The following is a 25,113-nucleotide window of genomic DNA, read 5'->3' on the forward strand; positions in this document are numbered from 1 at the left end:
AAGTTTGAAAGTCCATTCAGTAATTGAATGGACTTTTTCTTTTATAGAGGTTACATTCAGATAGTTAATGCAACTAAAAAAGGTCATTTCAAATGAATGAAATGACCTTTTTTCAAGTGTCTTATAGGAATTAGCTATCCCTGAAAATCGCCTTCTTCATCTCCATATTCTGAATCGCCTCTTCCGCGTTTACGCTCTTCACGCTGTTGGTTAAAACGGTAAATCAGCGAAACATTGATCTGGCGCTGTCTCCACTGAAACTGACTATCCTGTTCAAAGAATTCTGTGCTGGTAAAGCTTTGTCTTTTTCTGGAATTCAGCAAGTCACTTACATTAGCAGAAATAGTCGTGCTGCCATCAAAAAGTTCTTTACTTAAGGCAAGATCGATAGATAAGATTCCGTCCTGACGTCCCTGTATTTCCTGAGAAGCACCGCGGTAGAACATATTGGTCTGCCAGTCTATCGCTCCCGGAAGGGTAACTTTAGAACTGAAACGACCAAACCAGCTGGTATTTTTCTGGCTGTAATCCTGCCCGTTAAAATCGCCATCCAGTTTAAACTGGAAGAAGTTTACACTACCATTAAGACGCAACCATTTTGCCGGATTGTAAAGCACGCCTGCTTCGGCACCAAAACGATCGTTTGTAGCCAGGTTAATAGGAATACTGCGTATCACCTGAGTAGGATTACCTCCGGGACCGGTAATGGTAACATCTTCCTGAACGCGCTGAAATGCATCTTTCTCACGCTGGTAATACACAGAAGAAGTGAATGTAATTTCTTTTCCCCAACGTTTTAAATAACCCACATCAAAGGCATTTGAAAAAGCCGGCTCCAAATTGGGATTCCCCTGAAATACGTTATTACGGCTATCGCGGGAAGGGAAAGGGTTTACAAACCAGCCATTAGGTCTGTTGATCCTTCTGTTGTATCCAAAAGAAAGGTTTTCTTCTTCTCCAAATTCTAAAATTAAATTGACTGTTGGGAAGAGGCCTAAATAATTATTATTGAAATCGGTATCAATAGGGAACGAAAATTCTTCCTGCAATTCCTGCTCGCTGAGTAACGAGGTGATATTCCCTTTGATAGTCGTGTTTTCCATACGCAGACCAACCAATACGTTTAGCATTCCAAAAAATTTGCTTCCGTACTGGGTGTAAAGTGCATGAACGTTCTGGGTATAATCAAATATGTTGGTCTGGTTTTCATTGATCACCAAATTTCCATTGCTATCTTCCTGACGCAACTCATAATCAGTCACCTCATTTTCCAGATTTCCACGGTATCCGGCTTCAAATTGCGAGTCGTCACCTATGGGCAGCACATAATCTGCCTGAAACAGATATTCCCGTTGTTTTTCGGTCGTATTGGTTTCCTCACGGGGTAAGGCAATGTCTGCTTCCGAAGAATTGTTGTAGCGTACAGGCTCGTTAATAAACGTACGTTGATCTTCACGATCTACGTCATACTGCACGTCTGCAGTAAGTTCATGACCTTCATCGTTAAAGCGATTAACGTAATTAAGGGCAAACTGATAACTCTCGTCATCTTCATTTTGAAGTTCACGACGTATTGTACCTACCCGTGGGTCGTTACCCAGAAAATAATCGTTTTGGTTTGTGGTTAAATCGTCGTCATTTCCTGTGCGGTAAAAAACCGAACCGGTTACAGAAGACTGATCATTAAGGTAATATTCAAGTCCGAGGTTTCCGTTAAAGCCGCGGTTTATACGATCATACTTTCGGTCTTCCACGTTACGGTCGTAAGGCACATTGTCCAGAAAAGCATCTTCACGTGCTTCGAAATAACGTGTGTCGAAAAAAGCATTACCCGGACTTTCGCGATAGCGATAACCCAGAGTGTTGAAAATATTGAACTTTTGAGTACGGTAGTTTAAGTTGGAAGAAACACTGGCGTTGTCAGGATGACCCCCGCTTAACTGAAATGAGCCATTAAAGCCCAGCGTTTTTTCTTTGCGTAAAATGATATTTAAAATACCTGCTGTACCCTCGGCATCGTAACGGGCAGAAGGTGAAGTGATTACTTCTACTCGTTCTATGGCATCTGCCGGAAGCTGTCCCAAAACATCGGTACTTCCAAAACCTGCAAGAGCAGAAGGCTTCCCGTTAATGAGGATACGTACGTTTTCATTTCCGCGTAAACTGATACCGCCTTCAACGTCAACCGAAACCGAAGGAACATTATTAAGCGCATCGCTTACGGTACCACCGGCTGTGGTAAGATCTTTACCAATGTTGTAAATCTTTTTGTCCAGACGTACATCAACAGTTGTGGTTTCGGCAACTACGGTAACTTCTTCCAGATCGGAAGCAGCAAACTCGAGCTGAATCGTACCCAAATTTAAATCGCTGCTAATGGTACGCTCTATATTTAGAGGCTGAAAGGAAATGTATTCAATTTTTAAGGTGTAGGTCCCGGCGGGCACTTCGATTCTGAAATTACCGGACATATCTGTAATTCCTCCTTCAACATCCTGAGCGCTGTTCTTATCTTTTACTGTAATGGTAGCGTATTCCAGAGGAACTCCTGCAGCTTTATCTACGACTTTACCGGTAATGGCAAAATCTTTTCCTTGCTGTGAGAAAAGGGCATAAGAGCTTAGACACAGTAGTGTCAGCAAAATAAATTTATTCATAGTCAATTTTTGGTTTCGCTAGTTAGACTAGAATAATAAGATAGGTTTAACCGGGATGCGGTTAAAATTCTGTTAAAGGAGTTTCAAATTATTTGAACAGCTCGTTAATGTTTTCGGGAGGTCGGCCTACAACAGCTTCATTGTTTTTTACAACAACAGGTCGCTCGATGAGCTTGGGATGATCTACCATCGCCTGAATGATTTCCTTGTCAGACAGTTCTCTGTTTTTGAATTGTTCTTTCCAAACAGCTTCGTTTTTACGAACGAGCTCAATGGGCTTTAGGTTTAATTTTCCCAAAATTGCAGCCAGCTCCAGATAGGAGGGTGGGTTATCCAGATATTTTACAATTTCAAATTCTTCACCGGAAGCTTCAACAATAGCAAGTCCTTCACGGCTTTTTCGGCATCTGGGGTTATGATAGATTTTAAGCATAATTACAATTCGTTACTGGTTTCCTTTTGACCGGTCATCATTAGATAGGCTTTAAGAAACGCGTCAATATCACCGTCTAAAACCGCATCGGTGTTTCCGGTTTCTTCCCCGGTACGCACGTCTTTTATAAGCTTGTAAGGGTGCAACACGTAATTGCGGATCTGAGAACCCCATTCTATGGCTTTTTTCTCGGCTTCAATTTCATCACGTGCGGCCTGACGTTTTTTAAGTTCAATCTCATAAAGTTGAGACTTCAGCATTTGCATGGCTTTTTCCCGGTTTTCAAGCTGTGAGCGGGTTTCACTGTTGTGAATAACGATTCCGGTAGGGTGGTGGGTCAGGATAGCTTTGGTTTCCACCTTATTCACATTTTGGCCACCGGCGCCCGATGAACGCGCAAAGTCCCAGCTGATGTCTGCCGGATTGATGTCTATCTCAATACTGTCATCTGCCAGCGGGTAAACATAAACCGAAGCAAAAGAAGTATGCCGCTTGGCGTTACTGTCAAAGGGTGATATACGTACCAGACGGTGCACCCCATTTTCGCTTTTTAGCCAGCCAAAGGCGAAAGGTCCGTCGATCTCGAGCGTTACCGTTTTTACCCCGGCTACATCACCTCCCTGGTAGTTGAGTTCTTTGATTTTGTAACCGTTTTTTTCGCTCCACATCAGATACATACGCATCAGCATAGAAGCCCAGTCACAACTTTCGGTACCACCGGCACCGGCAGTAATCTGAAGCACGGCGCTTAAATCGTCACCCTCTTCGGAAAGCATGTTCTTAAATTCAAGACCTTCAATAAGCTTGCTGGCTTTTTCGTACTGATTGTTAACCTCACTTTCGGAAGCTTCTCCCTCTTTATGGAACTCCAGTAAAACCTCAAGCTCTTCAGTCAGGATAATACCTTTTTCATAATCCTGAACCCAATTTTTCTTTTCACGCAGATTGCGCATAAAAATTTCGGCTTCTTTTGGGTCGTTCCAAAAATTGGGATCAAAGGTTTTTTCCTCTTCGTTTTGTATTTCGATACGTTTCTGGTCAATACCTAAATGCACGCGTAACGCTTCTAAGCGTTGCTTAAGATCTTTGACCTGATCGCTTGTAGTCATAGTATATACTCTTTTGCGAAAGTTACTATTTTCCGTACAAAAGCTGGCCTAACAAAATGCGAAGCTTCTGCAAAACCGGTAAAATAGATTAGAATTTAGCGCTAAACTGCTTGCGTAGTTGTTGTTGCTGCTGTTGCTGTTGCTGCTGCCATTGCATCTGAAAGTCCAGTTGCTGCTGATTTGCACGATCGTCAAAACCCTGAGATTGAGACTGTGTAAAAACATCAGGCGCATTTTCTTCACGGGCAAACACTTCTACACTGTATTCGGTAGAATTGGTAGAAGACGAGGTGTACAGGACGCCTTTAATGGGTGAACAATCGCTGTAGTCTTTGCCGTGAGCCACTTTGATGTGGTTTTCGAGAGCGATAAGGTTATTAGTGGGATCAAAGCCCAGCCAGCCTTTTTCGGGAATATAACATTCTGCCCAGGCGTGCATTTGAGAATCGCCTTTATACCCATTTCCCTGATGCAGATACCCGGAAGTATACCGTGTAGGGATTTTATTTTTTCGGGCAATGGCCAAAAACAAGTGTGTAAAATCCTGACAAACGCCTGCGCCACGAGCTACGAAATCTTCAGGGGTGCTTCGGATATCTGTAACCTGTTGTTTGAATTTAAAGTTTGTAAACAACCAGTTGTTGAGCTGTTGCAGATTGTCAAAAACCGAACGGTTTTCTTCAAATTCAAAACTCAGTCCGGCACCGGGATAGCCGGTAAGCTCGGTCGAATTCAGGAATTGCTCATGGGTAATTCTAAAATCCAGACTGTTGATCAGCTCGTAATGCTCCGCATTGTAAATACTGTCTAAGGCCGAAAAAGGGTTTACTTCTTCTTTACGAACAATAAAATTGGCTTCAAAATCAATTGATTTAAAGGCTTTGCGCTGTATGACGCGGTAGATATTGAAGTTTAGCGAATTTGTAGACTCTTCGGTAGCCGCGTTTAGGGAGTTTTTAAACTCAGCGAGACGCAGTTTTTGCGATTCGTTGTCCTGCGGAGCGATTAAAAATTGCCACAAGGCATCAGTAACCTCAGTCTCGTAGCTATTTTTGGCCTTATATTTTATGGTGTATTCCACTTTATGGGATTTAGAGTATACAAAAATACAGAAAACAATGGCTCTCTTTTAGTTAATTCGACCAACGGCAACTACCTGAAGACGGAAGTTATAAACAATTCAGTCAGAGGGACTATAGCTCTTTGAAAATACACGTATTACCTGTTTTTTATTACCGAATCTGGAAGTATTCTTTTTCTATTTTTTTGGCAATTTCAAATAAGGTGTTTTGAATGTCTTCTATAAAGGATTCGATATTACCTTCAATAGTGTCAATGGTTTTGTAGCAGTATTCGGCGTGTGTCCTTCCGATTAAAAATGCAGCGGAATCCTTTCGTGGGTTTTTATCCAGATTGAGTTGTTCAATGTGTTTTTTAACCTGTACGAGACTGTTCATTACCGAACGCGGGCAATCGTCATTGAGGATTAAAAATTCAAGTGTGGTAATGCTCGTAGGGGTTTTACGGTAATGCCGACGCATCATATCGTAAGATTCGATACATTTAAGCAGTGTCGTCCATTCATAACTCTTGCTGAACTTATCATCATACCCGCCCTGAGCATTTAGCGCATCGTAATATTTTGCCTGAATGATACGCACTACCTGAGTAGCCCGTTCGATATTTACACCCAGCATTATAATGGCATAAACTTCGTCATGCAACAGCGTACCTCTAATTTTTCCGCGTAAAACCGCCGTGGCTTCGGTGACCTGGGTTGTGAAGTCATACAGGCCTTTTCTTACGAAAAAATCGGCGTCGTAGCGCAGTACAAAATGATAGAATTTATTCAGGGATTCGTACAGTTCTGTAGAGATAAGATCCCGCGCCCCATTGGCATTCTCCCGGGCATACTTAACCGCATTGATGATCGAGTAGGGAGCTTCCGGATTTAAACCTATATCGTAAAATACATTTTCTTCGGTTAACTTATAATCCTCATCAACAGGACCATTGGCCATAAACAACAAACTGTGAAGAACGTGGTTTCGGGATTGAGATTTATCGTTGGGAGCATCCAGTGATGAGAAATAATTTACGTTTAGATAGCGCGCAAGATGTTCAGAACGTTCAATATAGCGCCCCATCCAGAATAAATTATTAGCGACTCGTGCAAGCATAAGTTATGAGTTTTAAGAAGATTTTTGGTTAGTGGTGTAATTCGTTTTTTAGGATTTCTTTTTTAAAACCCAGGTATCTTTAGAGCCGCCGCCCTGTGAGCTGTTTACAATAAGATTGCCTTTTTTAAGTGCCACACGGGTGAGTCCTCCTTTTAAGACAAATTCTTTATTGGCGCCCAGCAGGCAAAAAGTTCTCAGATCGACATGCCGCGATTCAAAAGACTCGCTTTCTTCAATATAGGTCGCGTGTACCGAAAGACTCATAATGGGCTGTGCAATATACTTACGCGGACTCGCCTGAATGGTTTTCTTTACTTTTTCAATCTCCTCTTTAGTAAGTCTGTTACCAATGGAGATGCCGTAACCTCCGGCTTCATCTACCGGCTTGATCACCAGCTTGTCTACATTTTCCAGCACGTATTTCAGTTCGTCAGGGCGACTGCAGTGGTAGGTGTGTACGTTATTGAGAATAGGCTCTTCATTGAGGTAATACTTAATGATTTGCGGCATATAGGTATATACGGCCTTATCGTCTGCAAAACCGGTACCCGGTGCATTAACCAGACATACATTTCCTTTTTTATAGGCCGAAAACAAGCCCGGTACACCCAAAGCAGAATCGGGTCTAAACTCTAACGGATCGAGAAATGCATCATCAATACGTCTGTAAATCACATCTACACGCTCGGGACCCTTGATGGTTTGCATATAAACGAAATCATTCTCCACAAACAAATCCCGGCCTTCAACCAGCTCAACACCCATAGCTTTTGCGAGATACGAATGCTCGTAATAAGCTGAGTTGTAAACACCCGGCGTAATCACTACACAGTTGGGCTCATCTACTCCTCGCGGCTTAACGGTTTCCATCATTTCGAGCAGGTTTTGCGCATAATCGGTGACCGTATGGGCGTTATAATGATTAAACACGCCAAACAAAGCCCGTTTTAAGGCCGTACGGTTACAAATCACATAACTCACCCCGCTTGGGCAACGTATGTTGTCTTCAAGCACATAATATTTACCATCACTGTGTTTGATCAGATCGGTTCCCGAAATGTGATTGTATATACCTCCCGGAGGATCAACTCCTATCATCTGATGCAGGTAATTTGCTGATGATGTAATGAGATCGAGCGGGACAATACCCTGCTTGATGATTTTTTTATCGTGGTAAATATCCCATATAAAGTGGTTGAGCGCCTTGCTGCGCTGCAGAACACCGCGTTCTATGACTTCCCATTCTTTGGGGTCTATGATTCTGGGAAAGAGGTCAAAAGGGAATATTTTTTCTTTGGCTTCATTCTCGCTATAAACCTGAAATGTAATTCCCTGATTGAAGAAGGAAGCTTTAGCCTTATCGTTAAGCCGGGCATAATCCTGACTGGAATGCCCACTATATAAATCAAATAAGGTTTGGTAGACCTTTTTTACATTTCCGTCTTCGTCGAAAATTTCATCATAAAACTTAGGGTCTTTTTCGTAGGACGAAAAAATGGATTGGGTTTGTGACTGTGACATGTAGTGATTAGTTTGTTGTTAAAATAAGGATTAAAAAGCAAAAGAGCTCATACCATTCACATATTTATAACTGCTTTTTTTTGAGATAAATACAATTTTTTCTTTTGTAAATCGGAATTCGGCAATTTTTAGGAAGCTATATGCTGCTGCCGTTTTACAGCTTTTTTTGGTTATTTTTAAACCCATATATCTAAAGAATGAAAAAACTCCTTCCTGTTTTACTGCTGCTTTGTCTGAATACGCTCTCTGCGCAATTTTTGGAAACCAAAAAAAATCTCAGGACCCAGGATGGGTTTTTTAAGTTTCATTACGACGAAAAAAACGATGCGATTTATCTGGAAGTCGACAAACTCGATGAAGAATTTATCTATGTCCATGCGCTTAAAAGCGGACTGGGTTCTAACGACATAGGTCTCGATCGTGGGCAGTTGGGCGGTACAGCCATAGTAAAATTCATTAAAGCGGGCAACAAGCTGCTGCTGGTGCAGCCCAATCAGGATTACCGTGCCGTAACAGAAAACGAAGCCGAGCGAAAATCGGTTGAGGAGGCCTTTGCTAAATCGGTTTTATATGGTTTTGAGATTAAAGAAACTCAGGGCAGTACCTATATAATAGACTTTACGCCTTTTTTAATGGAAGACGCACACGGCGTTGCAGATCGTATTAAAGCCAATAAAGAGGGTACCTATAAATACGACAAGGAAAAAAGCGCTTTGGCTTTAGAGAATACCAAAGCTTTCCCTAAAAATGTGGAATTTGAGGTTTTGCTTACATTTAAAGGCAGCCCTGAGGGGCGCCTGCTTCGCAGTGTTGCCCCAGATGCTTCCTTGATTTCGGTAGTTCAACACCATTCTTTTGTGCAATTACCTGAAGCGGGATATGAACCTCGGGCCTTTGATCCGCGCTCCGGTGCGATCTACACGCAATACAAAGATTATGCTTCTCCGGTTCAGGAACCTATTGACAAACGCTTAATCATCAGACACCGGCTTGAAAAGAAAAACCCCGAACTTGAAGTCAGTGAGCCGGTAGAACCCATTATTTACTATCTGGACCCCGGAACTCCCGAGCCGGTGCGATCGGCTTTGCTGGAAGGTGCAGGCTGGTGGAATCAGGCTTTTGAAAGTATAGGATACCAGAATGCGTTTCAGGTTAAAATGCTGCCGGAAAATGCAGATCCGCTTGATTTGCGCTACAATGTCATTCAATGGGTGCACCGCAGCACCCGCGGCTGGAGTTATGGGGCCAGCGTTACCGATCCGCGTACCGGAGAGATTTTAAAGGGGCATGTAAGTTTGGGAAGTTTGCGCATCCGTCAGGATTTTATGATCGCCCAGGCTTTGATGAATCAACCTTTTGCCGAATCTGATGATAATTATGAACCTATGCTCGAGCTTGCTTTGGCCCGTATTCGCCAGCTTTCGGCACACGAAGTAGGGCACACCCTTGGTTTTGCGCACAATTTTGCCGCCAGTGTTAACGACCGCGCTTCGGTGATGGATTATCCGCATCCTGCCATTCGGCTTAAAAATGGAGTAGTTGATTTTAGCGATGCTTACGCTACCGGAATAGGGGTTTGGGATAAAGTAACCGTGGCTTACAGTTATGGCGATGTTCCTAAAGGCATGACTGAATCCTGGTATCTAAATAAAGTTTTGGAAGATGCTGAGGCTAAGGGACTGCGCTTTATCACAGACAGCGATGCCCGGGCTGCAGATGGTGCCCATCCTGACGCCCATTTATGGGATAACGGAGCCAATGCGGCTAAAGAGCTCGAATCGGTATTGGCGCTTCGCGAAAAAGCCATTCAAAATTTCAGCATAGCAAATATTCGCAGCGGGGAGCCGCTTACGGTTCTGGAGGATGTGTTTGTGCCGCTCTATTTTTACCACAGGTATCAAACCGAAGCAGCGGTAAAACGTATTGGTGGCCTGCGTTATACCTACGCGGTACGGGGTGATGAACAGCAGCAAATACGAAGCTATGTTTCGGCAAAAGAGCAGGAAGAAGCACTTGACGGGGTACTTAAAACCCTTGATGCTGAAGTGCTTGCCATCCCGAAGTCCAAATTGGATTTGTTTCCGCCAAGGGCTTTTGGGTATAATCGCACCCGCGAAAGCTTTAAGGGCAATACCGGTGTCACTTTTGATCCGCTGGGTGCTGCTGAAACCGCAGCCGATTTTACACTTGATTTTCTGCTGAATGCGGAGCGGGCAAACCGTCTGGTAGCACAGCATGCGGTAGATGCAGAGCTTCCGGCATTTCAGGAAGTTTTAGATGCCCTGACGGCTAAAACCTTTGGTCAAAAACCGAATGATTCCTATCTGGCAGAAGTGCAACGCAGCATCAATTACCGGGTTTTAGAGCATTTGAAGCAACTGATGGTGAATCCTGAAGCGATTCCGCAGGTAAAAGCAGCAGTATTGAAAAGTCTTTCTGACCTGGCAATGCAAAATTTAAAATTTGAAGATGCAGATGTGCGTTATCTGGCCTGGCAGATCGGAAAATTCATCGAAGATCCGGACGAGTTTAAGCCGGTTTCGGCTCCTAAGATTCCCGATGGTTCACCTATTGGCAGTTTTGAATGCCTAAATAATTAATTCATGACCCACCAAGAAATTGTACAGAAACTACCCTATGGACCTCCGTTTTTGTTTGTAGACCGCATTACCGAGGTTTCTCAAAAGCACATCAAAGGGGAGTATATGTTTAAAGATACCTCCGATTTTTACAAAGGTCACTTTGTAAATTTTCCGGTTACACCCGGTGTAATCCTGATTGAGTGTATGATGCAAATAGGACTTGTGAGCCTGGGCATTTACCTGCTTCGCGATAAAAATTTCGATTTAAAATCAAATGCAACCGTGGCTGTGGTTGAGCATCAGGCCCGGTTTTTAAAGCCGGTTTTTCCTAATGAAAATGTTACCGTTGTTTCTGATTTAGAATATTTTAGGTTTCATAAGTTAAAGTCACAGGTTAAGATGCTCAACGCTGCGGGAGAAGTGGTTTGTCAGGGTGTTTTTTCAGGAATTTTAAAACCCGGCGATGCAAAATCATAGAGTGGTAGTAACAGGTCTGGGCGTTTGTGCTCCTAACGGGGTGGGTGTACCGGCCTTTAAAGAAGCGATTGAAAACGGTAAAAGCGGAATACGTTTTTACAGCGAACTCGAAAAACTGAATTTTTCCTGTCAGATAGGAGGGATGCCGCTTATTTCAGAAGCGGTGAAATCCAGGTATTTTACGCCTTTACAGCTGCGCAATTTTAATGCTGCAGGTATTCTGTATGGGGTGGCTGCAGGGATTGAAGCCTGGCAGGATGCCGGCCTGAAGATTGATGATGAGCAGTGCGATTTTGACAGCGGGACCATCTTTGGCGTGGGCACCTTAGGGGTAGACAAATACCGGGAGAGCATTTATAAAGTCGATGAGGGCAATACCCGGCGCCTGGGCAGTACCAGTGTGCAGCAAACCATGAGCAGCGGGGTAAGCGCATATTTAGGCGGAATGCTCGGTCTGGGCAATCTGGTCACTACCAATTCTTCTGCCTGTACTACCGGTACCGAGGCGGTTTTACTGGCTTACGAGCGTATCAAAGACGGGAAGGCAAAGCGTATGCTGGCCGGAAGCACCAGCGATGGTGGCCCTTATGTGTGGTGTGGTTTTGACGCCCTGCGCATTTTACCTTCTAAATACAACGACAAACCGGCAAAAGCTTCCCGACCTATGGCGGCAGACGCCAGCGGTTTTGTACCGGGAAGCGGTGCGGGCGCTTTGGTTTTAGAAAGCCTGGAAAGTGCTCAGCAGCGCGGTGCGAGCATTTATGCCGAAATTTTGGGTGGCCACAGCAACAGCGGCGGGCAGCGGCAGGAGGGCTCGATGACGGCTCCTAATCCCATTGCGGTGAAGCGTTGCATCAGTGATGCGCTAATTAATGCCAGTGTTGAAGCTTCAGCCGTAGATGTGATCAACGGGCATCTTACGGCTACCACTAAAGACGATCTGGAAATACAAAACTGGAGTGAAGCTCTGGGGCGCAAGGGGGCAGATTTTCCTTATATCAACTCGCTAAAAGGAATGACCGGGCATTGTCTGGCCGCCAGCGGCAGTATTGAGTGTGTGGCTTCGGTATTACAATTGAAGCATCAGTTTTTGTTCCCCAACATCAATCTGGAGCAGGTGCATCCTGCAATCGCAGCTCAAATTTCGGAGACGCGTATTCCCAGAACCAAAACCGATCTGCAGTTTAATATTCTGGCAAAAGCCAGTTTTGGTTTTGGGGATGTAAACTGTTGTCTTATTTTTAGCACCTTTCAGTCTTAAGCGATTTTTTCGAAGCTGAAAAAAAAACCAAATTGAATTAGAAACAAACACCCTAAATTTCGCAACAGCGAAAACTAAAAATCTTATGAATCAGGAAATCTATTCGAAACTTAAAGACATCATTAAACCCTATCTGCCGGAAGATGTAAATCCCGAAAGCATTGAACCACATAGCCATTTGGTGAATGATTTAAACATCAACTCTACCCATCTGGTAGATATTGTGCTGGATGTGGAAGATGCATTTGATATCACCATTGAGGATGATGAACTCAACAAAATGGATACGGTTGCTGCCTCTATTGCGCTTATTGACGAAAAGTTAGCGACTCGTTAAAATTACCGCCACTGCGTTAAGGGTCGTTAAAAACCGCTGCAAAGCTCCTTAAATCGGTTATCTTTCAATAAAAAGTAACCATGGAAAAAATCAAGAAAACGACACCTACCCAATATGACATTATGGAAGACATCAAAACACGCTGGAGTCCGCGTGCTTTTGATGACGAACCCATTTCAGAATCTGAAGTAAAATTACTGCTGGAAGCCGGAAGATGGGCTTCAAGCTCTTACAATCAGCAGCCCTGGCGCGTTATTTATGGCCTCAAGGGAGATGCGGTTTACGATCGCATTATGGAATGTTTGATTCCTTTTAATCAGGATTGGGCCAAAAATGCTCAGGTACTGATGGTAACGGCCTATAAGAAAACCAATAAAGATGGGGAGGAGTATTTTCACGCGCTTCACGATTTAGGTCTGTTTATGGGCAACGTAGTGATTCAGGCCAATCATACCGGGATTGCCGCACATCAAATGGGTGGTATTGATCAGGAAAAAGCCCATCGCGAATTTCAATTTACCGATGATTACGGCATTGCTACCGCGGTTGCTTTTGGCAGATACGGGGGCGATGTAGAGAAGCTTCCGGAATCGTTGAGAGAACAGGAGCTGGAAACCAAACGTTCGCGTATGGATATCGAAGACTTTGCCTTTAACGGAAACTTTAAATCAAAAAGCTAGATTATGAAACGTATCGTATTTGGATTGATGCTGGTTTTTTTCAGCCTTAGCACCGTTGCTCAGGTGCAGCATTATGAGATCAAGCCCCAACATATTGAGAAGGCAGCAGATTCTTTGACCCAGATTTATTCCGCCAAACTGGGGATGACTCCCAAGCAGGACTTGCTTTTCAAATCGAGTCTGGAAGACTTTCTGCTTTTGCGCGAGGAAGTGAGTCAAAAGAAATCCGGAAAGGCCAAACTCGAAGATCTGACCCGTGTTTATGTTGAGGAAAGTAGCAAGATGAGTGAAATTCTCACCGAGTATCAATTTGAATTGTACGAAAAAATAAAACCGGGAATTCAGCCTATCGACACTGTAGAGAAGGACTGACTTCCTCTGTTTTATCTATAAAAAAGCCCCGTATAAAATCTATACGGGGCTTTTTATATGCTAACAATCAACAGTATTAATTGTGATCGCCTTTTCCGGGCTTCTCTATAAAGTGTTCTTTTTTGGTTGTACTGCTTATGGTAGGCTCTTCGTGCATCATTTTCTTTTCTAAGCCTGCGCTGTCAACACCCAAAAATTCCTGAGCTTCGGTAGGATTTACGATTTGCTTCATCGCATCTCCGTGAATAAGAATAGGATGCGCCAGTAACTCCGGTCTGTGCTCGATGATTTTGATATAATCATTCTCATCATAATCTGCAGTTTTGATTTCGTCATCATCAGACACGTTTTCAAAACTCAACAAGCCTTTTACATCGGTATTTAAACCATCAGCCAGTTCGGCCCATTGGGTTCCGGTAAGGGGCGTTTTGGCGATATCAATCGCCTGAAGCTCTTTATCCTTGATCGCAGATGCGTGTGCAAACGTACGCTCACCCACGTGATTCTCACTGTTGTAAATCAGCGTTATTTGATTTTCATCTCTTGCAATTGATTTCATATTCCCGGTTTAGTGGTGAGACTTCATTTTTTCTTTACGCTTCTTCAACTGGCTGTCGAGTTCGCGTACCGTAGTTTTTACCGACTCGTAAAAGTCTTTTGAACTGTGTTCGGCAAACAGGCGAGGGCCGGGAGCACTTAAACGTATACCGGCAATTTTTCCGGTTTCATCGCTGGAGGTATTTTCCATTTTAAAGAAAACATCTGCGCGTATGATAAAGTCATATTTATGCACGAGTTTTTCAATCTGCTCTTTTGCAAATTCTTCAAGGGCACCGCTGGCCGTTACATCGTGGTATTCAAAATTAATGTTCATATATAGAAATTTTTTGATTTATCTTAAAGTTACACATTAGTGGGGCCTACTCAATGCACTTTAGGCTTTCTTTATAACCTCTGTTAGCGAAGCCTTAACACTTTAGGGAAGTTCTTCAGCCTCAGGTGTGTGATTTTCAGGATTTTCGTCCTGTTTGATGTAAATGGAAGCTAAAATCCCGCTTACCAGTGAAACCACAATCACCGCCAGGGACAACCATTCGGGCACTTCAATCATATGCGAGAAAATCATTTTAAGTCCCACAAAAGCGAGAATCACCACCAGGCTGTAATTGATAAAACGAAATTTCTGAATCATTCTTGAAATCAGGAAATACATAGACCGAAGTCCAAGAATGGCAAAAATGTTTGAAGTAAAAACAATAAACGGATCTGCCGTTATGGCCAGAATCGCGGGGATGCTGTCCAGAGCAAATAAAATATCGGTAAGTTCAATAACAATTAATGCCAGAAACAGGGGAGTGGCAGCATTTTTTCCGTTTTCTAAAAGAAAAAACGCGTGTCCTTCTATACGGTTGGTAACCGGAAAGAGTTTCTTGATGTATTTATAAATCTTAGAATCCTGCGGATCGTATTCATCATTATCTGACTTAAACATGGTATAGGCCGTATACAGCAGAAACGCGCCAAACACATAGATAATCCATTCAAACTTGTTGATAAGCGCCACACCAAAAACAATCATGAGTGCCCTGAAAATGATGGCTCCTAAAATTCCCCAGAACAACACCCGATGCTGGTATTTTGGCGGAATGGCAAAAGAGGAAAAGATCACTGCGATCACAAATACGTTGTCAATACTCAGGGAGAGTTCGATGAGATAACCGGTAATGTATTTGAGCACGGCGGTGTTTGCTGAAATACCCGTGGGATTATCTACCATCTCTGCGTTAAACAACCAGTAAATAATGCCGCTAAAAGCCATTGCCAGCGTAAACCAAACTGCGGTCCAGATACCGGCCTCTTTACTTTTTATGACGTGATCGTTTTTATTGAAAACACCCAGGTCAAGGGCAAGACAGATGAGAATGAAAGCTATAAAAAGAGCCCAAATAAGCATAAAAAAATAATTTTAGGGTTAAAATGCCTGAAGTATTCATGAAGCATCAGAGCCTTGATATTAAAGGGGTTGCGGCTTCTGATCCGGTTGAATTATATCAGGTCTAAATATACTATAGTTTAAAAGCCTTATGGCGTAATAGATTCTAAATTGCTGTTAAATAATTGTGGCTTCAGGGCTTTCTCTCTAATTTTTAACAACCAAAATAAAGAATCTAATCTATGAAACCCTTAAACGTTACTCAAAAACTCATCAACGATCATCTTGTTGCAGGCGAACTCGAGCCCGGCAAGGAAATAGGATTAAAAATCGATCAGGCTTTGCTTCAGGATGCTACCGGAACACTGGTACAGTTGGAGCTTGAGGCGATGAACCTTAAAAAAGCCAAGACCGAAGTTGCGGTGCAATATGTAGACCACAACCTGCTGCAAACCGATTTTAAAAATGCCGATGACCACGCCTTTTTACACAGCGCCGCTCAAAAATTTGGACTTTGGTTTAGCCGTCCCGGTAATGGGGTGAGCCATCCCGTACATATGGAGCGTTTCGGCAAACCCGGAAAAACCCTTGTAGGCAGTGACAGTCATAGTTGTGCAGCCGGTTCGCTGGGGATGCTGGCCATTGGTACAGGAGGTCTTGACGTGGCAGCTGCCATTGCAGGTGAGCCTTATTTCGTTAAAATGCCGAAAGTAATGGGCGTAAAACTCACCGGAAAATTACCGGATTGGGTAAGTGCCAAAGACGTCATTCTCGAAATGCTGCGCCGTCATGATGTAAAAGGAGGCGTTGGGAAAATTATAGAATATTATGGTGAAGGTCTGAAGCATCTGAGTGCGATGGACCGTCATGTGATTGCCAATATGGGTGCCGAACTGGGCGCTACGACTACCGTTTTCCCCAGTGATCAGGAAACCAAACGATTTTTAAAGTCTCAGGGACGTGAAGAAGACTGGATTGAACTGGTAGCCGATGAAGGCTGTGAATACGAGCTGCACGATCATATCGAGCTTGACAAGCTGGTGCCGCTTATCGCGTTGCCTACCAGCCCCGGCAATGTGGTTCCGGTAAGCGAGGTGGCCGGAAAATCAATTTCTCAGGTGGTGATTGGCTCTTCGGCGAACCCGGGATTACGCGATTTTTGGATTGCCGGTGCGATTGTAAAAGGCAAATCGGTTAATCCCGATGTTTCTTTTGATATCAATCCTACCAGCCGCCAGATCATTCAGAATATGATAGACACCAAGGCTTTTGCCAATCTCATTACCGCCGGTGCCCGTTTTCACCAGAGTGGATGTATGGGTTGTATCGGGATGGGGCAGGCGCCCGCCAGCGGTACCATAAGTCTGCGTACGATGCCGCGTAATTTCCCCGACCGCTCGGGTACCAAAGATGATCAGGTGCATTTATGCAGCCCCGAGACCGCTGCAGCTTCCGCACTGACGGGTAAAATTACCGATCCACGGGATCTGGAAAAGCTTTACGACATGAAATACCCGCAGTACGAGGACCCTGAGCTGCACATCATCAATATGGATATGCTGGTGCCGCCGGCTGAAGATGGCAGTAAAGTCGAACTCAAAAAAGGCCCGAATATCAAGTCCTTACCGCATATAGACGCGCTTCAGGATGACTATAAAATTCCTGTTTTATTAAAAATGGGAGATAATATTTCTACTGACGAAATTTTAAAAGCCGGTGCCGAGGTACTTCCGTTTCGGTCTAACCTGCCTGAAATCAGCAAGTATAGCTATACCGTAATTGACGAAACCTTCTACGACCGGGCTATGGAAACCAAAGAGCAGGAGGGAGGCCATATTGTGGTTGCCGGAGAGAATTACGCCCAGGGCAGTAGCCGGGAGCATGCCGCTTTGGCCCCCAAATATTTAGGACAGGTAGCCGTAATCGCGAAAAGCTATGCGCGTATCGCGTGGCAAAACCTGGTGAATTTCGGTATTCTTCCATTGGAATTTGAAAATCCCGACGATCTGGAGCAAATCGAACAGGGCGATACCGTAGCGTTTAAAAACCTGCGTCAACTGGTGGAAAACCGGGATACGATTGAGGTAATCATTAAAAAGAAAACCGGTGAAATTTCGATTCCTACCAAACATACTTTAAGTGATCGTCAGATTCGTGTGTTGCTCAAAGGAGGTATTATCAATGATTTTAAAGAAAAACTTTCGGCGTAAACGAGCTTAGGCTTGCACACCAGGCATACAAAGGAAACGAAGCCTTGATGTCGAGGCATCCCGATCGCTATCGGGATCGACTGAAACATCCTTTGGCGGTGCCAATAAAATTATTTGATAACAAAATTTAGGGACGGATGCTGAAAAACCTGGCGTATTTTAGTGTCCGTCTTTATATATAAGACCAAAAAATGTTAATGAAACTAAACCAACACGAGGATTTTATGCGAAAGGCCATCAGTTGGGCCGGTAAGGGTAAAGCTGCCGAAGGCGGTGGCGCTTTTGGAGCGGTGATCGTCAAAGACGGAAGCATCATTGCCGAAGGCCATAACCGGGTAGGGGCTACTACAGACTGTACCCAGCACGCCGAACTCGCTATGATACAGGAAGCCTGTAAAAAACTCGGATCAAAGAGTCTGAAAGGCTGCGTCCTGTACACCAGTTGCGAACCCTGCCTGATGTGCCTGGGAAGCACCCGCTGGGCTGAGCTGGACATGGCGTATTATGGCGCTTCGGCAGCCGATGCCAAAGCAGCCGGTTATGTGTACAGCGACCTCTTTTACAACTCGCATACCGGCAAACGTCACGTAGAATTTAACTTAAAACAGTTGCTGCGCGATGAAGCCGTAGCCATCTGGAACTCCTGATTATGAGCGAAGAAGAAGAAAAAAAACAGCAAAATATAGACAAGGAGCTCGAAAAGGAGGCTCCCAGTGAAGAGTCACAGGCTAAAAGTCATGGGGAGATTCTCAAAGAGCAAATCTGCGAAGGGCAGGAGGTGTACAAGCGCAGCACCAGCAGTATTTTGCTGAGTTCGCTAACCGCCGGGCTTGAGATTGGCTTCAGTTACCTGCTGATGTGCAGTATGTTCTATTACTACACCGGTAAAATGCCCGAAGAAGGGCTTTTTAAAATTTTGGCATTTGTTTATCCGCTGGGCTTTATTCTGGTGGTTTTGGGACAATCGATCCTGTTTACCGAACAGACCTCGCTGCTTACCTTACCGGTACTCAACCGCCAGCGTGATCTGAAGAGCCTGTTGCGGCTTTGGGGACTTGTAATTTTAGGAAACCTCATAGGCGGTTATCTTATAGGAATGGTTTTGATCTGGATAGGTCCCAAACTGGGTATTTTTGACCACGAAACCATCAGAGCCATAGGCGAGCACGTTGCGCATTATGAAAGTTGGGTGATTGTGGTAAGCGCCATTTTAGCCGGGTGGATGATGGGATTGCTTTCCTGGCTTATTACCTCTTCAAAAGATACCATCAGCCGCATCGTTATCATTTTTATCATAACCGCAACCATGGCCTTTACCGGTTTACATCACAGTATCATAGGAAATATTGAGATTTTTACGGCCATGATTGTAGGCTCTGAGGTTACGTTTCCCGAGTATTTACGGGTGCAAAGCCTCGCATTACTGGGCAACGCCATAGGTGGCGCATTTTTTGTGGCCTTATTGAAGTACCGTGCCTTTGTCTTTAATGTAAAAGACTATTAGGGTGGAAGCCAAACGCAAAAAATGGTGGTTTTACGGGGCTTTTGGAGCTGTTTTACTCGGTAGTGGCCTTTCTTTGGCTATCGAAAGCAGCTGGTGGAAGCATTCCGATTTACCCAACTGGTATTGGATTGCGGGTGGAACAGCCGGATTAGGCCTCTGCCTGAGCGGCGTGGTTTTGCTGATTAAAGCCGGAATTATTAATAACGAATTAAAAAAATAGAATTATGAAAACACTTGTATTTACGATGCTTACGCTGGTTTTAATTTCCTGCGGAAGCGCCTCACAAGCCGATGCCACCAGCAATCCCGAACTCAACGATTGGGTGAACAACCGCAATTTTACGGTAGAATCTAATTTTGCAATGCCTATGGCAACTACAGCTGTAAATGCGGTACTTAACACGGGTATTTTAGGTCCCGGAAACACCGGCGCACAAATAAGCCTGATAGGAAACTCCAATCACCTCACTATTAAAGGTGACAGCATCAGTGCCAATCTGCCATTTTTTGGCGAGCGCCGTATGGGTGGGGGCTATGGCACACGCGATAACGGAATCACCATAGACGGGCTCATGAAAAATTACAGCGTTGAAACCAAACGCGGTATGTACATCATTCGGTTTTCAGCTAATGACACGCAGGGAAACGAGGCCTATGATTTTGTGGTCAATTTAAGTCCGGGGTTGAGTGCAAATATGTCTGTAAACAGTACCCAACGTACTAATATGCAGTATCGCGGAACGGTAGAGGCGGTGCAGGAACCGGAAGCAGATTTGTAGTTCGGGATTCCGGGTTACTGATTTATTATTTCTGATTGCTTGTCTGGGATTTCGGATTTGTTATTTCTGATTGCTTGTTGCGGAGCTTACATCTAACAAACTAACATTTTAGTTTATTGGGTTCGAAATTCAAAGTCATTGAGAAATTCAAGATTTAAAGTTTGAAATTCAAAATCTTTCAAATGCTCCTTCACGGCAGATGAACTTACGGTCATTTCAAGCGTGTCAGGCTGAGCCTGTCGAAGCCCAGTCGAGAAACGAGCTAAAAAGTCTTTAAAATCCCTTCGCTCAAAATTCGCGTATTCGGGACTTAGGTCAGAAAATTTTCAAATACACGATTCTCAGCGATTGCGGGAATTCAAGATTTAAGGTTTAGGATTCAAAGTTATTCTGAAAGTCATTTTGACTGATAAAGAGAAATCACACTAGAAATTCAACATTTAAAGTTTGAAATTCAAAATCTTTTAAATGCATCTTTACGGCAGATGAACTTACGGTCATTTCGAGCTTGTCAGGCTGAGCCTGTCGAAGCCCAGTCGAGAAACTAGCTGAAAATTCCTAAAAAACATCTTTGCTCAAAATTCGCGTATTCGGGACTTAGGTCAGAAAATTTTCAAATACGCGATTCTCAGTGATTACAGAATTCAATGTTTAAAGTTGAAAATTCAAGATTTTCCGAATATCATTTCGAGCGTGTCAGGCTGTCCCTAAATTTCGTGAGTCGAAGCCCAGTCGAGAAATCAAACACGAAATTCAAAATTCAAAGTCATTTCGACTGATAAGGAGAAATCACACCAGCCGGTAAATTATACCGGAATGATGGATGCGATTTCTCAGTCGCTGAAAAAGCTCCTTCGAAATGACTAAAAGAAACCAGATGTATCAGACTGTCCCGAAGCTTCAGATCAGTTGATATTCCGAATGTCATTTCGAGCGTGTCAGGCTGAGCCTGTCGAAGCCCAGTCGAGAAACGAGCTAAAAAGTCTTTAAAATCCCTTTGCTCTTAGGTGAGAAAATTTTCAAATACGCGATTCTCAGCGATTGCAAGAATTCAAGATTTAAGGTTTAAGGTTTAGGATTCAAAGTTATTCTGAAAGTCATTTCGACTGCTAAGGAGAAATCACACCAGCCGGTAAATTTAACAGCAATGACAGATGCGATTTCTCATTCGCTAAAAAAGCTCCTTCGAAATGACAACTAATGGCAATTTGGGGTTTGTAAGGCTAAGCTTAAGCCAAGACGAGAAACAGAGACATAGCATAACCGAGTAGAAGCAAAGTGTACAAATACAGATTTCATTGATTTGAGGGTAGCGGTGTTATGGAGCTATTTGACTTTAGTGTAATTCTATTTTACATAATATAAATTATAGTTCATATATAACTATTCTTTTCTCATAGAAGAACATTATCGTTTTTTTATAATTCAATTTTGAAATAAGTTTTTTGACCAAATCCTGTTGAAAAGGAATCCATATCCCATTTTGCAGGTTTTACATACCAGCAATGAGAGATTTTAAACGCAGCACTGATTGCTGCAGCAGCTATAGTATTACGTTTTGAGCCTGTTAAAGCTATTTCAAAATTAAAGTTTTGATCTATATATAATTGTTGGTAGATTTTTGTTAGATAAAGCAGAGCTCCATTTAAATCATCAGAGCTATATTCATGCAATTCAGTACTAGAATTCGATTTAAATATTACTTCAGATGCTATAGTTGCAAGTTTGCCACGCATGGTATCTCTTTTAGGAGTTACTATTTGTAGTTTATCAAAGCTTCTAAAAGACAGAATTTTAAACAATCTTTCATATTTTGAACTCGAAAATCCAATTAAAACATTTCTTTTCGAATCATCTGAGTCTGAAAATAATAAATCAAAAACCTCATATGGGCCCGATTCGCCTTTCATTACTTGTGATGTTACTAAGTCTAATTTATTAGCATTATCATTTTCTTGAGTTAAGTTATTTAATGCCTTTTTGATTTCTTTATTGAGTGGATAATATTTCTTTGCATAAGTATGAACGACCCATACTTTTTTATTTTTTTTTAGTGTATCTCTTATCGTGTTAAATATAATAGCCTTAGACATTCCAGATACGTCACATAATATATTACCATTATACGATGTGAAGCTTGTTTTTACCTTATCGTACGGTACTATTTCAAAGTCAACACCACTTTTTTGTACAAGATCGATTATTTCATCCCCTTTTCCCTTTTCATCATATTGAACAAATAAAAATTTTGATGTATTTAATTTTAATAAAGATTTAAAGGACTCTAAAGCTCTTTCCTCAAAGCCTAAACCACATATTATTGCATCAAACTGTACTTTTTTAAGTTCTAAAAAATCAATTTCGCTTGCTTTAGGCGACTTACTATTAATAAGTTGTTTTATTTTATCATTCTCGTAGTGATTATCTTCAATATTTTCACCGAAATCTAAAGATACTTGTGAATCTTGTTTTGGTTTTACTAATATTTTTTCTTTTTCTCTAATTTCGATAAGTTCTTCGTCGAAATCTTCTCCCTCATCCACATTTGAACTAGAACCCCCTAAATTTTCCATCAATATTTGCTTCCCATCAGAAGGATTTCTTAGCCATTTTTCAACTTGTTCTCCCGTTAATTCAAACCTATCGCCTTGAGTTAACCCAATTAGCGAGGAGACACCGTAAAGTTTCCTATAATTTAACTTGAATTGCCTTATAGGATTACTGTCGTTTCCTAATGATCTTGGAGCATTTGCTCCACCCGAGTAAACAAAAATACCTGCGTCAAGAAGTTCCCTGACCTTATTATATTGCCATTCTTGGTCACCCGTAGTTATTCTCACATAGACTGAATAATATTGGCGTAATTTCGAATCCCCATTTTTTGAAGATCTTATTAGTAATTCGTGAGAAGCCTCAGCAAAAGCTAATGCGAAATCTTTTTTATCACTACCTCGAGTATTAACCTCATGCAGTCTTATACTGCATAGTTGTAAAAAACATTCATTCTGAAGATTTGAAGGAATTGGAGTTGTTTTTTTGTCAAAATCATAGTGACGAATTATCAAATCATATAAATTAATTATATCACCTATATCTCCTACACAAACTCCTTTTAAAGCGGATAAACCGTGATAAATTTGCTGTCTTAGAGTTTTACTATTTTTTAAACTAACTATTTTTTCAGCAATTTCTTTAAGAGAAACATCTCCTATTAAATCTATGGGATTTTTTTTCGGGTGTTTAATATTACCTTCTGCTCTTCGATTTAAAATATCAATTACAAACTGTTTACCACCTTTATTACGAATTTTATCATTTACAGCACCACCTAAATCAAAAGTTTCAAAATCCCTTCCTTTCTTAGCTCTTTCAACGATACCTGGCGAAAAGAGTCCAAATTTTATTGATTGAATCTCACTAGTTATTTTAAAAGCACAGTCCTCACTTTGAAAAATTAAAGACGAGAGAAGACTCTTAATATTTTCTTCATTTAAATATCTAGTTGAGACATCATCTAAAAGATATAAAATGTGAGTGTTGGCCCAAATATTTGAACATTTGCGAATAGCTTGAGCAAGTGCAGGAAATGAATTTGCTGGATTGACCTTCACAATATATTTATCTTCACCTCTATTAAGAGAGTATAGCATACTTAAAAGTCGTTGCTCAAGTTGCTGTTCGCTATATATGCCATCTAATAAGTCGACAGTTGATAAATGTTCTTTATAAATAGTTGTCAAATCGGTGTAAAAATCACTCTTGACGGAATCGTAAGAAATAGATTTTAAGTGTCGTAATGCCTTAATAACTTCAATCCCATACCTAATAAAAAGTTTAGAAAATGGATTTTGGATTTTGTTTTCTGGTGCCGGACCCGCTTCCCCCAACAATTTGTTGCACGAAACATAAATACCAACATATCCTTCATTTTTAAAGGATTTGAGTTGATCAGTCACATTAGGTAAAGAAGCTTTTGTTGAGGCTGCTCTAGCGTGAAATTGCAAAGCCCTTAGCATCATTGTTTTTCCACAGCCCCTCATGCCAGTTATAACAAGTGGACCCTTTCCAGAAATTTTAGATAACCATTGATCATTTGGGTCCACTAATAGCGATGGGACATACCAAGGATCTAATGTCTGAGCATTATAGGTATCATTAAAGTTTAGTAATCTTAAAGGCTCTTCCCAAGGAAAAGTTTGTTGTCTATAACAACTTTTTATGTCATCAATTACTTCATCAAAATTAGGTGATCTGACGAATTCAGCCGCAGGGAATAAAAGCCTAGCTCTATCTTCTAATAATGAAGCCAAACGAAAATCTTGATCCGACACTTCATCTGGGCGTTTCAACAGTTTTTCGCTTAAAATTACAAGATAGTTGGCAACCCAATGTACATCCCCTTGTCTATCTGGTGAATCTCCAGCTTTGTTAATTGAGGTGAGAGAGCCAATATCAATAGCGACAATTCTAATTTGATTATCAATCTCATCAGCCCGCCGGTTTTGGACAGGTAATTTTTCAATTAATAAGTTTTCAGGATGAAGATCATTATGATTTTTTTTCTTTTGTCTCAAAACATCTAATATCCTAAATAAGTCAATAGCTATTTGTGCCACATTTGTAGCACTTAATTGTTCTTCGCCCTCTAAAACTTCTTTCAAAACTTGTCCAGAGATGTAATCCAACACTTGGTAATGACAATCAACTTTCTGTCCGTTACTAAATTTGATTAAATCACTACCCATTGCAGTAATACCAACAATATGTTGACTGCCCCTTGCTAATTGAGCATGATCTCTACATTCTTGTTGAAAATCTTTATTATGAAGTTCATAAATACTTTTAGGTATTATTTTTATTACAAATTCGGTATCTAGTAATTCATTTTTTACAACATATGTAGCGCCATAAAATCCTCTACTTAGCGGTTTTATTACTTTATAACTATCTATAAACTCTGGAAAAAAATCTAAAGGAAAACCATATTTTTGTCCACAAGTTGGGCAAATACCATCAAGTTTTCTCGTATTATCGTGTCCAATTTCAGGACAATTGAAACATCCTAGTTTTGCCATTTT

21 protein-coding genes are annotated in these 25,113 nt (G+C 42.0%); 11 read left to right on the forward strand and 10 right to left on the reverse strand.

Going from position 1 to position 25,113, the window contains the following annotated elements; all coding sequences use genetic code 11:
- Positions 1-134: 134 nt before the first annotated feature.
- From ACSSS3_RS16785 to ACSSS3_RS16810, 6 genes are all read right to left on the reverse strand, one after another.
- The gene (locus tag ACSSS3_RS16785; protein WP_442845594.1) at positions 135-2,657 is read right to left on the reverse strand and encodes a TonB-dependent receptor domain-containing protein; all 2,523 of its coding nucleotides are present in this window, start codon (positions 2,655-2,657) and stop codon (positions 135-137) included.
- An 88-nt stretch (positions 2,658-2,745) separates the two neighbouring features.
- Positions 2,746-3,090 carry an arsenate reductase (glutaredoxin) gene (gene arsC, locus ACSSS3_RS16790; protein ID WP_442845595.1) on the reverse strand — a complete coding sequence of 115 codons (345 nt, stop codon included), beginning with the start codon at positions 3,088-3,090 and terminating at the stop codon, positions 2,746-2,748.
- 2 nt (positions 3,091-3,092) lie between these two features.
- Positions 3,093-4,199 (reverse strand): peptide chain release factor 2, encoded by a 1,107-nt coding sequence (gene prfB, locus ACSSS3_RS16795; RefSeq protein ID WP_228229761.1) that lies wholly within the window; start codon positions 4,197-4,199, stop codon positions 3,093-3,095.
- 88 nt (positions 4,200-4,287) lie between these two features.
- Positions 4,288-5,280 (reverse strand): transglutaminase-like domain-containing protein, encoded by a 993-nt coding sequence (locus ACSSS3_RS16800; protein ID WP_228229762.1) that lies wholly within the window; start codon positions 5,278-5,280, stop codon positions 4,288-4,290.
- A 151-nt stretch (positions 5,281-5,431) separates the two neighbouring features.
- Complete coding sequence (locus ACSSS3_RS16805; protein ID WP_442845596.1) at positions 5,432-6,379, reverse strand: alpha-E domain-containing protein; 948 nt, start codon at positions 6,377-6,379, stop codon at positions 5,432-5,434.
- A 48-nt stretch (positions 6,380-6,427) separates the two neighbouring features.
- Complete coding sequence (locus tag ACSSS3_RS16810) at positions 6,428-7,900, reverse strand: circularly permuted type 2 ATP-grasp protein (RefSeq protein WP_228229764.1); 1,473 nt, start codon at positions 7,898-7,900, stop codon at positions 6,428-6,430.
- A 197-nt stretch (positions 7,901-8,097) separates the two neighbouring features.
- Between ACSSS3_RS16810 and ACSSS3_RS16815 the strand changes: the two genes are divergently transcribed.
- From ACSSS3_RS16815 to ACSSS3_RS16840, 6 genes are all read left to right on the forward strand, one after another.
- Positions 8,098-10,500, forward strand: coding sequence for a zinc-dependent metalloprotease (locus tag ACSSS3_RS16815; protein WP_442845597.1), 2,403 nt, complete (start codon positions 8,098-8,100; stop codon positions 10,498-10,500).
- 3 nt (positions 10,501-10,503) lie between these two features.
- A complete protein-coding gene (locus tag ACSSS3_RS16820; protein WP_442845598.1) occupies positions 10,504-10,959 on the forward strand; it encodes a 3-hydroxyacyl-ACP dehydratase FabZ family protein in 456 nt (151 codons plus the stop codon).
- Positions 10,946-12,220, forward strand: a complete 1,275-nt coding sequence (locus tag ACSSS3_RS16825) for a beta-ketoacyl-[acyl-carrier-protein] synthase family protein (RefSeq protein WP_442845599.1) — start codon at positions 10,946-10,948, stop codon at positions 12,218-12,220. Before ACSSS3_RS16820 ends, ACSSS3_RS16825 begins: the two co-directional genes overlap by 14 nt.
- Before the next feature lie 85 nt (positions 12,221-12,305).
- Positions 12,306-12,557 (forward strand): acyl carrier protein, encoded by a 252-nt coding sequence (locus tag ACSSS3_RS16830; protein ID WP_442845600.1) that lies wholly within the window; start codon positions 12,306-12,308, stop codon positions 12,555-12,557.
- An 80-nt stretch (positions 12,558-12,637) separates the two neighbouring features.
- Positions 12,638-13,237 (forward strand): nitroreductase family protein, encoded by a 600-nt coding sequence (locus ACSSS3_RS16835; RefSeq protein ID WP_228229769.1) that lies wholly within the window; start codon positions 12,638-12,640, stop codon positions 13,235-13,237.
- A 3-nt stretch (positions 13,238-13,240) separates the two neighbouring features.
- The gene (locus tag ACSSS3_RS16840; protein WP_442845601.1) at positions 13,241-13,609 is read left to right on the forward strand and encodes a hypothetical protein; all 369 of its coding nucleotides are present in this window, start codon (positions 13,241-13,243) and stop codon (positions 13,607-13,609) included.
- A 76-nt stretch (positions 13,610-13,685) separates the two neighbouring features.
- Here ACSSS3_RS16840 and ACSSS3_RS16845 read toward each other — a convergent pair whose 3' ends face one another.
- The 3 genes from ACSSS3_RS16845 to ACSSS3_RS16855 all read right to left on the reverse strand — a co-directional run bounded on the left by ACSSS3_RS16845 (position 13,686) and on the right by ACSSS3_RS16855 (position 15,563).
- Positions 13,686-14,168, reverse strand: a complete 483-nt coding sequence (locus ACSSS3_RS16845; protein WP_442845602.1) for an arsenate reductase family protein — start codon at positions 14,166-14,168, stop codon at positions 13,686-13,688.
- Between the two features lie 9 nt (positions 14,169-14,177).
- Complete coding sequence (hpf, locus tag ACSSS3_RS16850; RefSeq protein WP_228229772.1) at positions 14,178-14,483, reverse strand: ribosome hibernation-promoting factor, HPF/YfiA family; 306 nt, start codon at positions 14,481-14,483, stop codon at positions 14,178-14,180.
- A gap of 102 nt (positions 14,484-14,585) precedes the next feature.
- The gene (locus ACSSS3_RS16855) at positions 14,586-15,563 is read right to left on the reverse strand and encodes a TerC family protein (protein WP_442845603.1); all 978 of its coding nucleotides are present in this window, start codon (positions 15,561-15,563) and stop codon (positions 14,586-14,588) included.
- Between the two features lie 221 nt (positions 15,564-15,784).
- On the opposite strand from ACSSS3_RS16855, the gene ACSSS3_RS16860 reads away from it, so the two are divergent.
- The 5 genes from ACSSS3_RS16860 (at position 15,785) to ACSSS3_RS16880 (ending at position 20,035) form a co-directional block, all read left to right on the forward strand.
- Complete coding sequence (locus tag ACSSS3_RS16860) at positions 15,785-17,752, forward strand: aconitate hydratase (protein WP_442845604.1); 1,968 nt, start codon at positions 15,785-15,787, stop codon at positions 17,750-17,752.
- Between the two features lie 197 nt (positions 17,753-17,949).
- Positions 17,950-18,399, forward strand: coding sequence for a nucleoside deaminase (locus tag ACSSS3_RS16865; RefSeq protein WP_442845605.1), 450 nt, complete (start codon positions 17,950-17,952; stop codon positions 18,397-18,399).
- A gap of 2 nt (positions 18,400-18,401) precedes the next feature.
- Positions 18,402-19,256, forward strand: coding sequence for a formate/nitrite transporter family protein (locus ACSSS3_RS16870; protein ID WP_442845606.1), 855 nt, complete (start codon positions 18,402-18,404; stop codon positions 19,254-19,256).
- Position 19,257: 1 nt separating this feature from the next.
- Complete coding sequence (locus ACSSS3_RS16875) at positions 19,258-19,476, forward strand: hypothetical protein (protein ID WP_228229777.1); 219 nt, start codon at positions 19,258-19,260, stop codon at positions 19,474-19,476.
- A gap of 4 nt (positions 19,477-19,480) precedes the next feature.
- Positions 19,481-20,035 carry a DUF4251 domain-containing protein gene (locus tag ACSSS3_RS16880; RefSeq protein WP_442845607.1) on the forward strand — a complete coding sequence of 185 codons (555 nt, stop codon included), beginning with the start codon at positions 19,481-19,483 and terminating at the stop codon, positions 20,033-20,035.
- 1,418 nt (positions 20,036-21,453) lie between these two features.
- Here the strand turns inward: ACSSS3_RS16880 and ACSSS3_RS16885 are convergent.
- Positions 21,454-25,110 carry an ORC-CDC6 family AAA ATPase gene (locus ACSSS3_RS16885; protein ID WP_442845608.1) on the reverse strand — a complete coding sequence of 1,219 codons (3,657 nt, stop codon included), beginning with the start codon at positions 25,108-25,110 and terminating at the stop codon, positions 21,454-21,456.
- Positions 25,111-25,113: the final 3 nt, after the last annotated feature.

The organism is Leeuwenhoekiella sp. H156, assembly GCF_052218455.1.
Taxonomy (GTDB): Bacteria; Bacteroidota; Bacteroidia; order Flavobacteriales; family Flavobacteriaceae; genus Leeuwenhoekiella; species Leeuwenhoekiella parthenopeia.

Excerpts from the sequence above, each read along its gene's own strand:
- ACSSS3_RS16785 (WP_442845594.1), bottom strand. The coding sequence starts at position 2,657 with ATGAATAAATTTATTTTGCTGACACTACTGTGTCTAAGCTCTTATGCC.
- arsC (WP_442845595.1), bottom strand. The coding sequence starts at position 3,090 with ATGCTTAAAATCTATCATAACCCCAGATGCCGAAAAAGCCGTGAAGGA.
- prfB (WP_228229761.1), bottom strand. The coding sequence starts at position 4,199 with ATGACTACAAGCGATCAGGTCAAAGATCTTAAGCAACGCTTAGAAGCG.
- ACSSS3_RS16805 (WP_442845596.1), bottom strand. The coding sequence starts at position 6,379 with ATGCTTGCACGAGTCGCTAATAATTTATTCTGGATGGGGCGCTATATT.
- ACSSS3_RS16810 (WP_228229764.1), bottom strand. The coding sequence starts at position 7,900 with ATGTCACAGTCACAAACCCAATCCATTTTTTCGTCCTACGAAAAAGAC.
- ACSSS3_RS16815 (WP_442845597.1), top strand. The coding sequence starts at position 8,098 with ATGAAAAAACTCCTTCCTGTTTTACTGCTGCTTTGTCTGAATACGCTC.
- ACSSS3_RS16820 (WP_442845598.1), top strand. The coding sequence starts at position 10,504 with ATGACCCACCAAGAAATTGTACAGAAACTACCCTATGGACCTCCGTTT.
- ACSSS3_RS16825 (WP_442845599.1), top strand. The coding sequence starts at position 10,946 with ATGCAAAATCATAGAGTGGTAGTAACAGGTCTGGGCGTTTGTGCTCCT.
- ACSSS3_RS16830 (WP_442845600.1), top strand. The coding sequence starts at position 12,306 with ATGAATCAGGAAATCTATTCGAAACTTAAAGACATCATTAAACCCTAT.
- ACSSS3_RS16835 (WP_228229769.1), top strand. The coding sequence starts at position 12,638 with ATGGAAAAAATCAAGAAAACGACACCTACCCAATATGACATTATGGAA.
- ACSSS3_RS16840 (WP_442845601.1), top strand. The coding sequence starts at position 13,241 with ATGAAACGTATCGTATTTGGATTGATGCTGGTTTTTTTCAGCCTTAGC.
- ACSSS3_RS16845 (WP_442845602.1), bottom strand. The coding sequence starts at position 14,168 with ATGAAATCAATTGCAAGAGATGAAAATCAAATAACGCTGATTTACAAC.
- hpf (WP_228229772.1), bottom strand. The coding sequence starts at position 14,483 with ATGAACATTAATTTTGAATACCACGATGTAACGGCCAGCGGTGCCCTT.
- ACSSS3_RS16855 (WP_442845603.1), bottom strand. The coding sequence starts at position 15,563 with ATGCTTATTTGGGCTCTTTTTATAGCTTTCATTCTCATCTGTCTTGCC.
- ACSSS3_RS16860 (WP_442845604.1), top strand. The coding sequence starts at position 15,785 with ATGAAACCCTTAAACGTTACTCAAAAACTCATCAACGATCATCTTGTT.
- ACSSS3_RS16865 (WP_442845605.1), top strand. The coding sequence starts at position 17,950 with ATGAAACTAAACCAACACGAGGATTTTATGCGAAAGGCCATCAGTTGG.
- ACSSS3_RS16870 (WP_442845606.1), top strand. The coding sequence starts at position 18,402 with ATGAGCGAAGAAGAAGAAAAAAAACAGCAAAATATAGACAAGGAGCTC.
- ACSSS3_RS16880 (WP_442845607.1), top strand. The coding sequence starts at position 19,481 with ATGAAAACACTTGTATTTACGATGCTTACGCTGGTTTTAATTTCCTGC.
- ACSSS3_RS16885 (WP_442845608.1), bottom strand. The coding sequence starts at position 25,110 with ATGGCAAAACTAGGATGTTTCAATTGTCCTGAAATTGGACACGATAAT.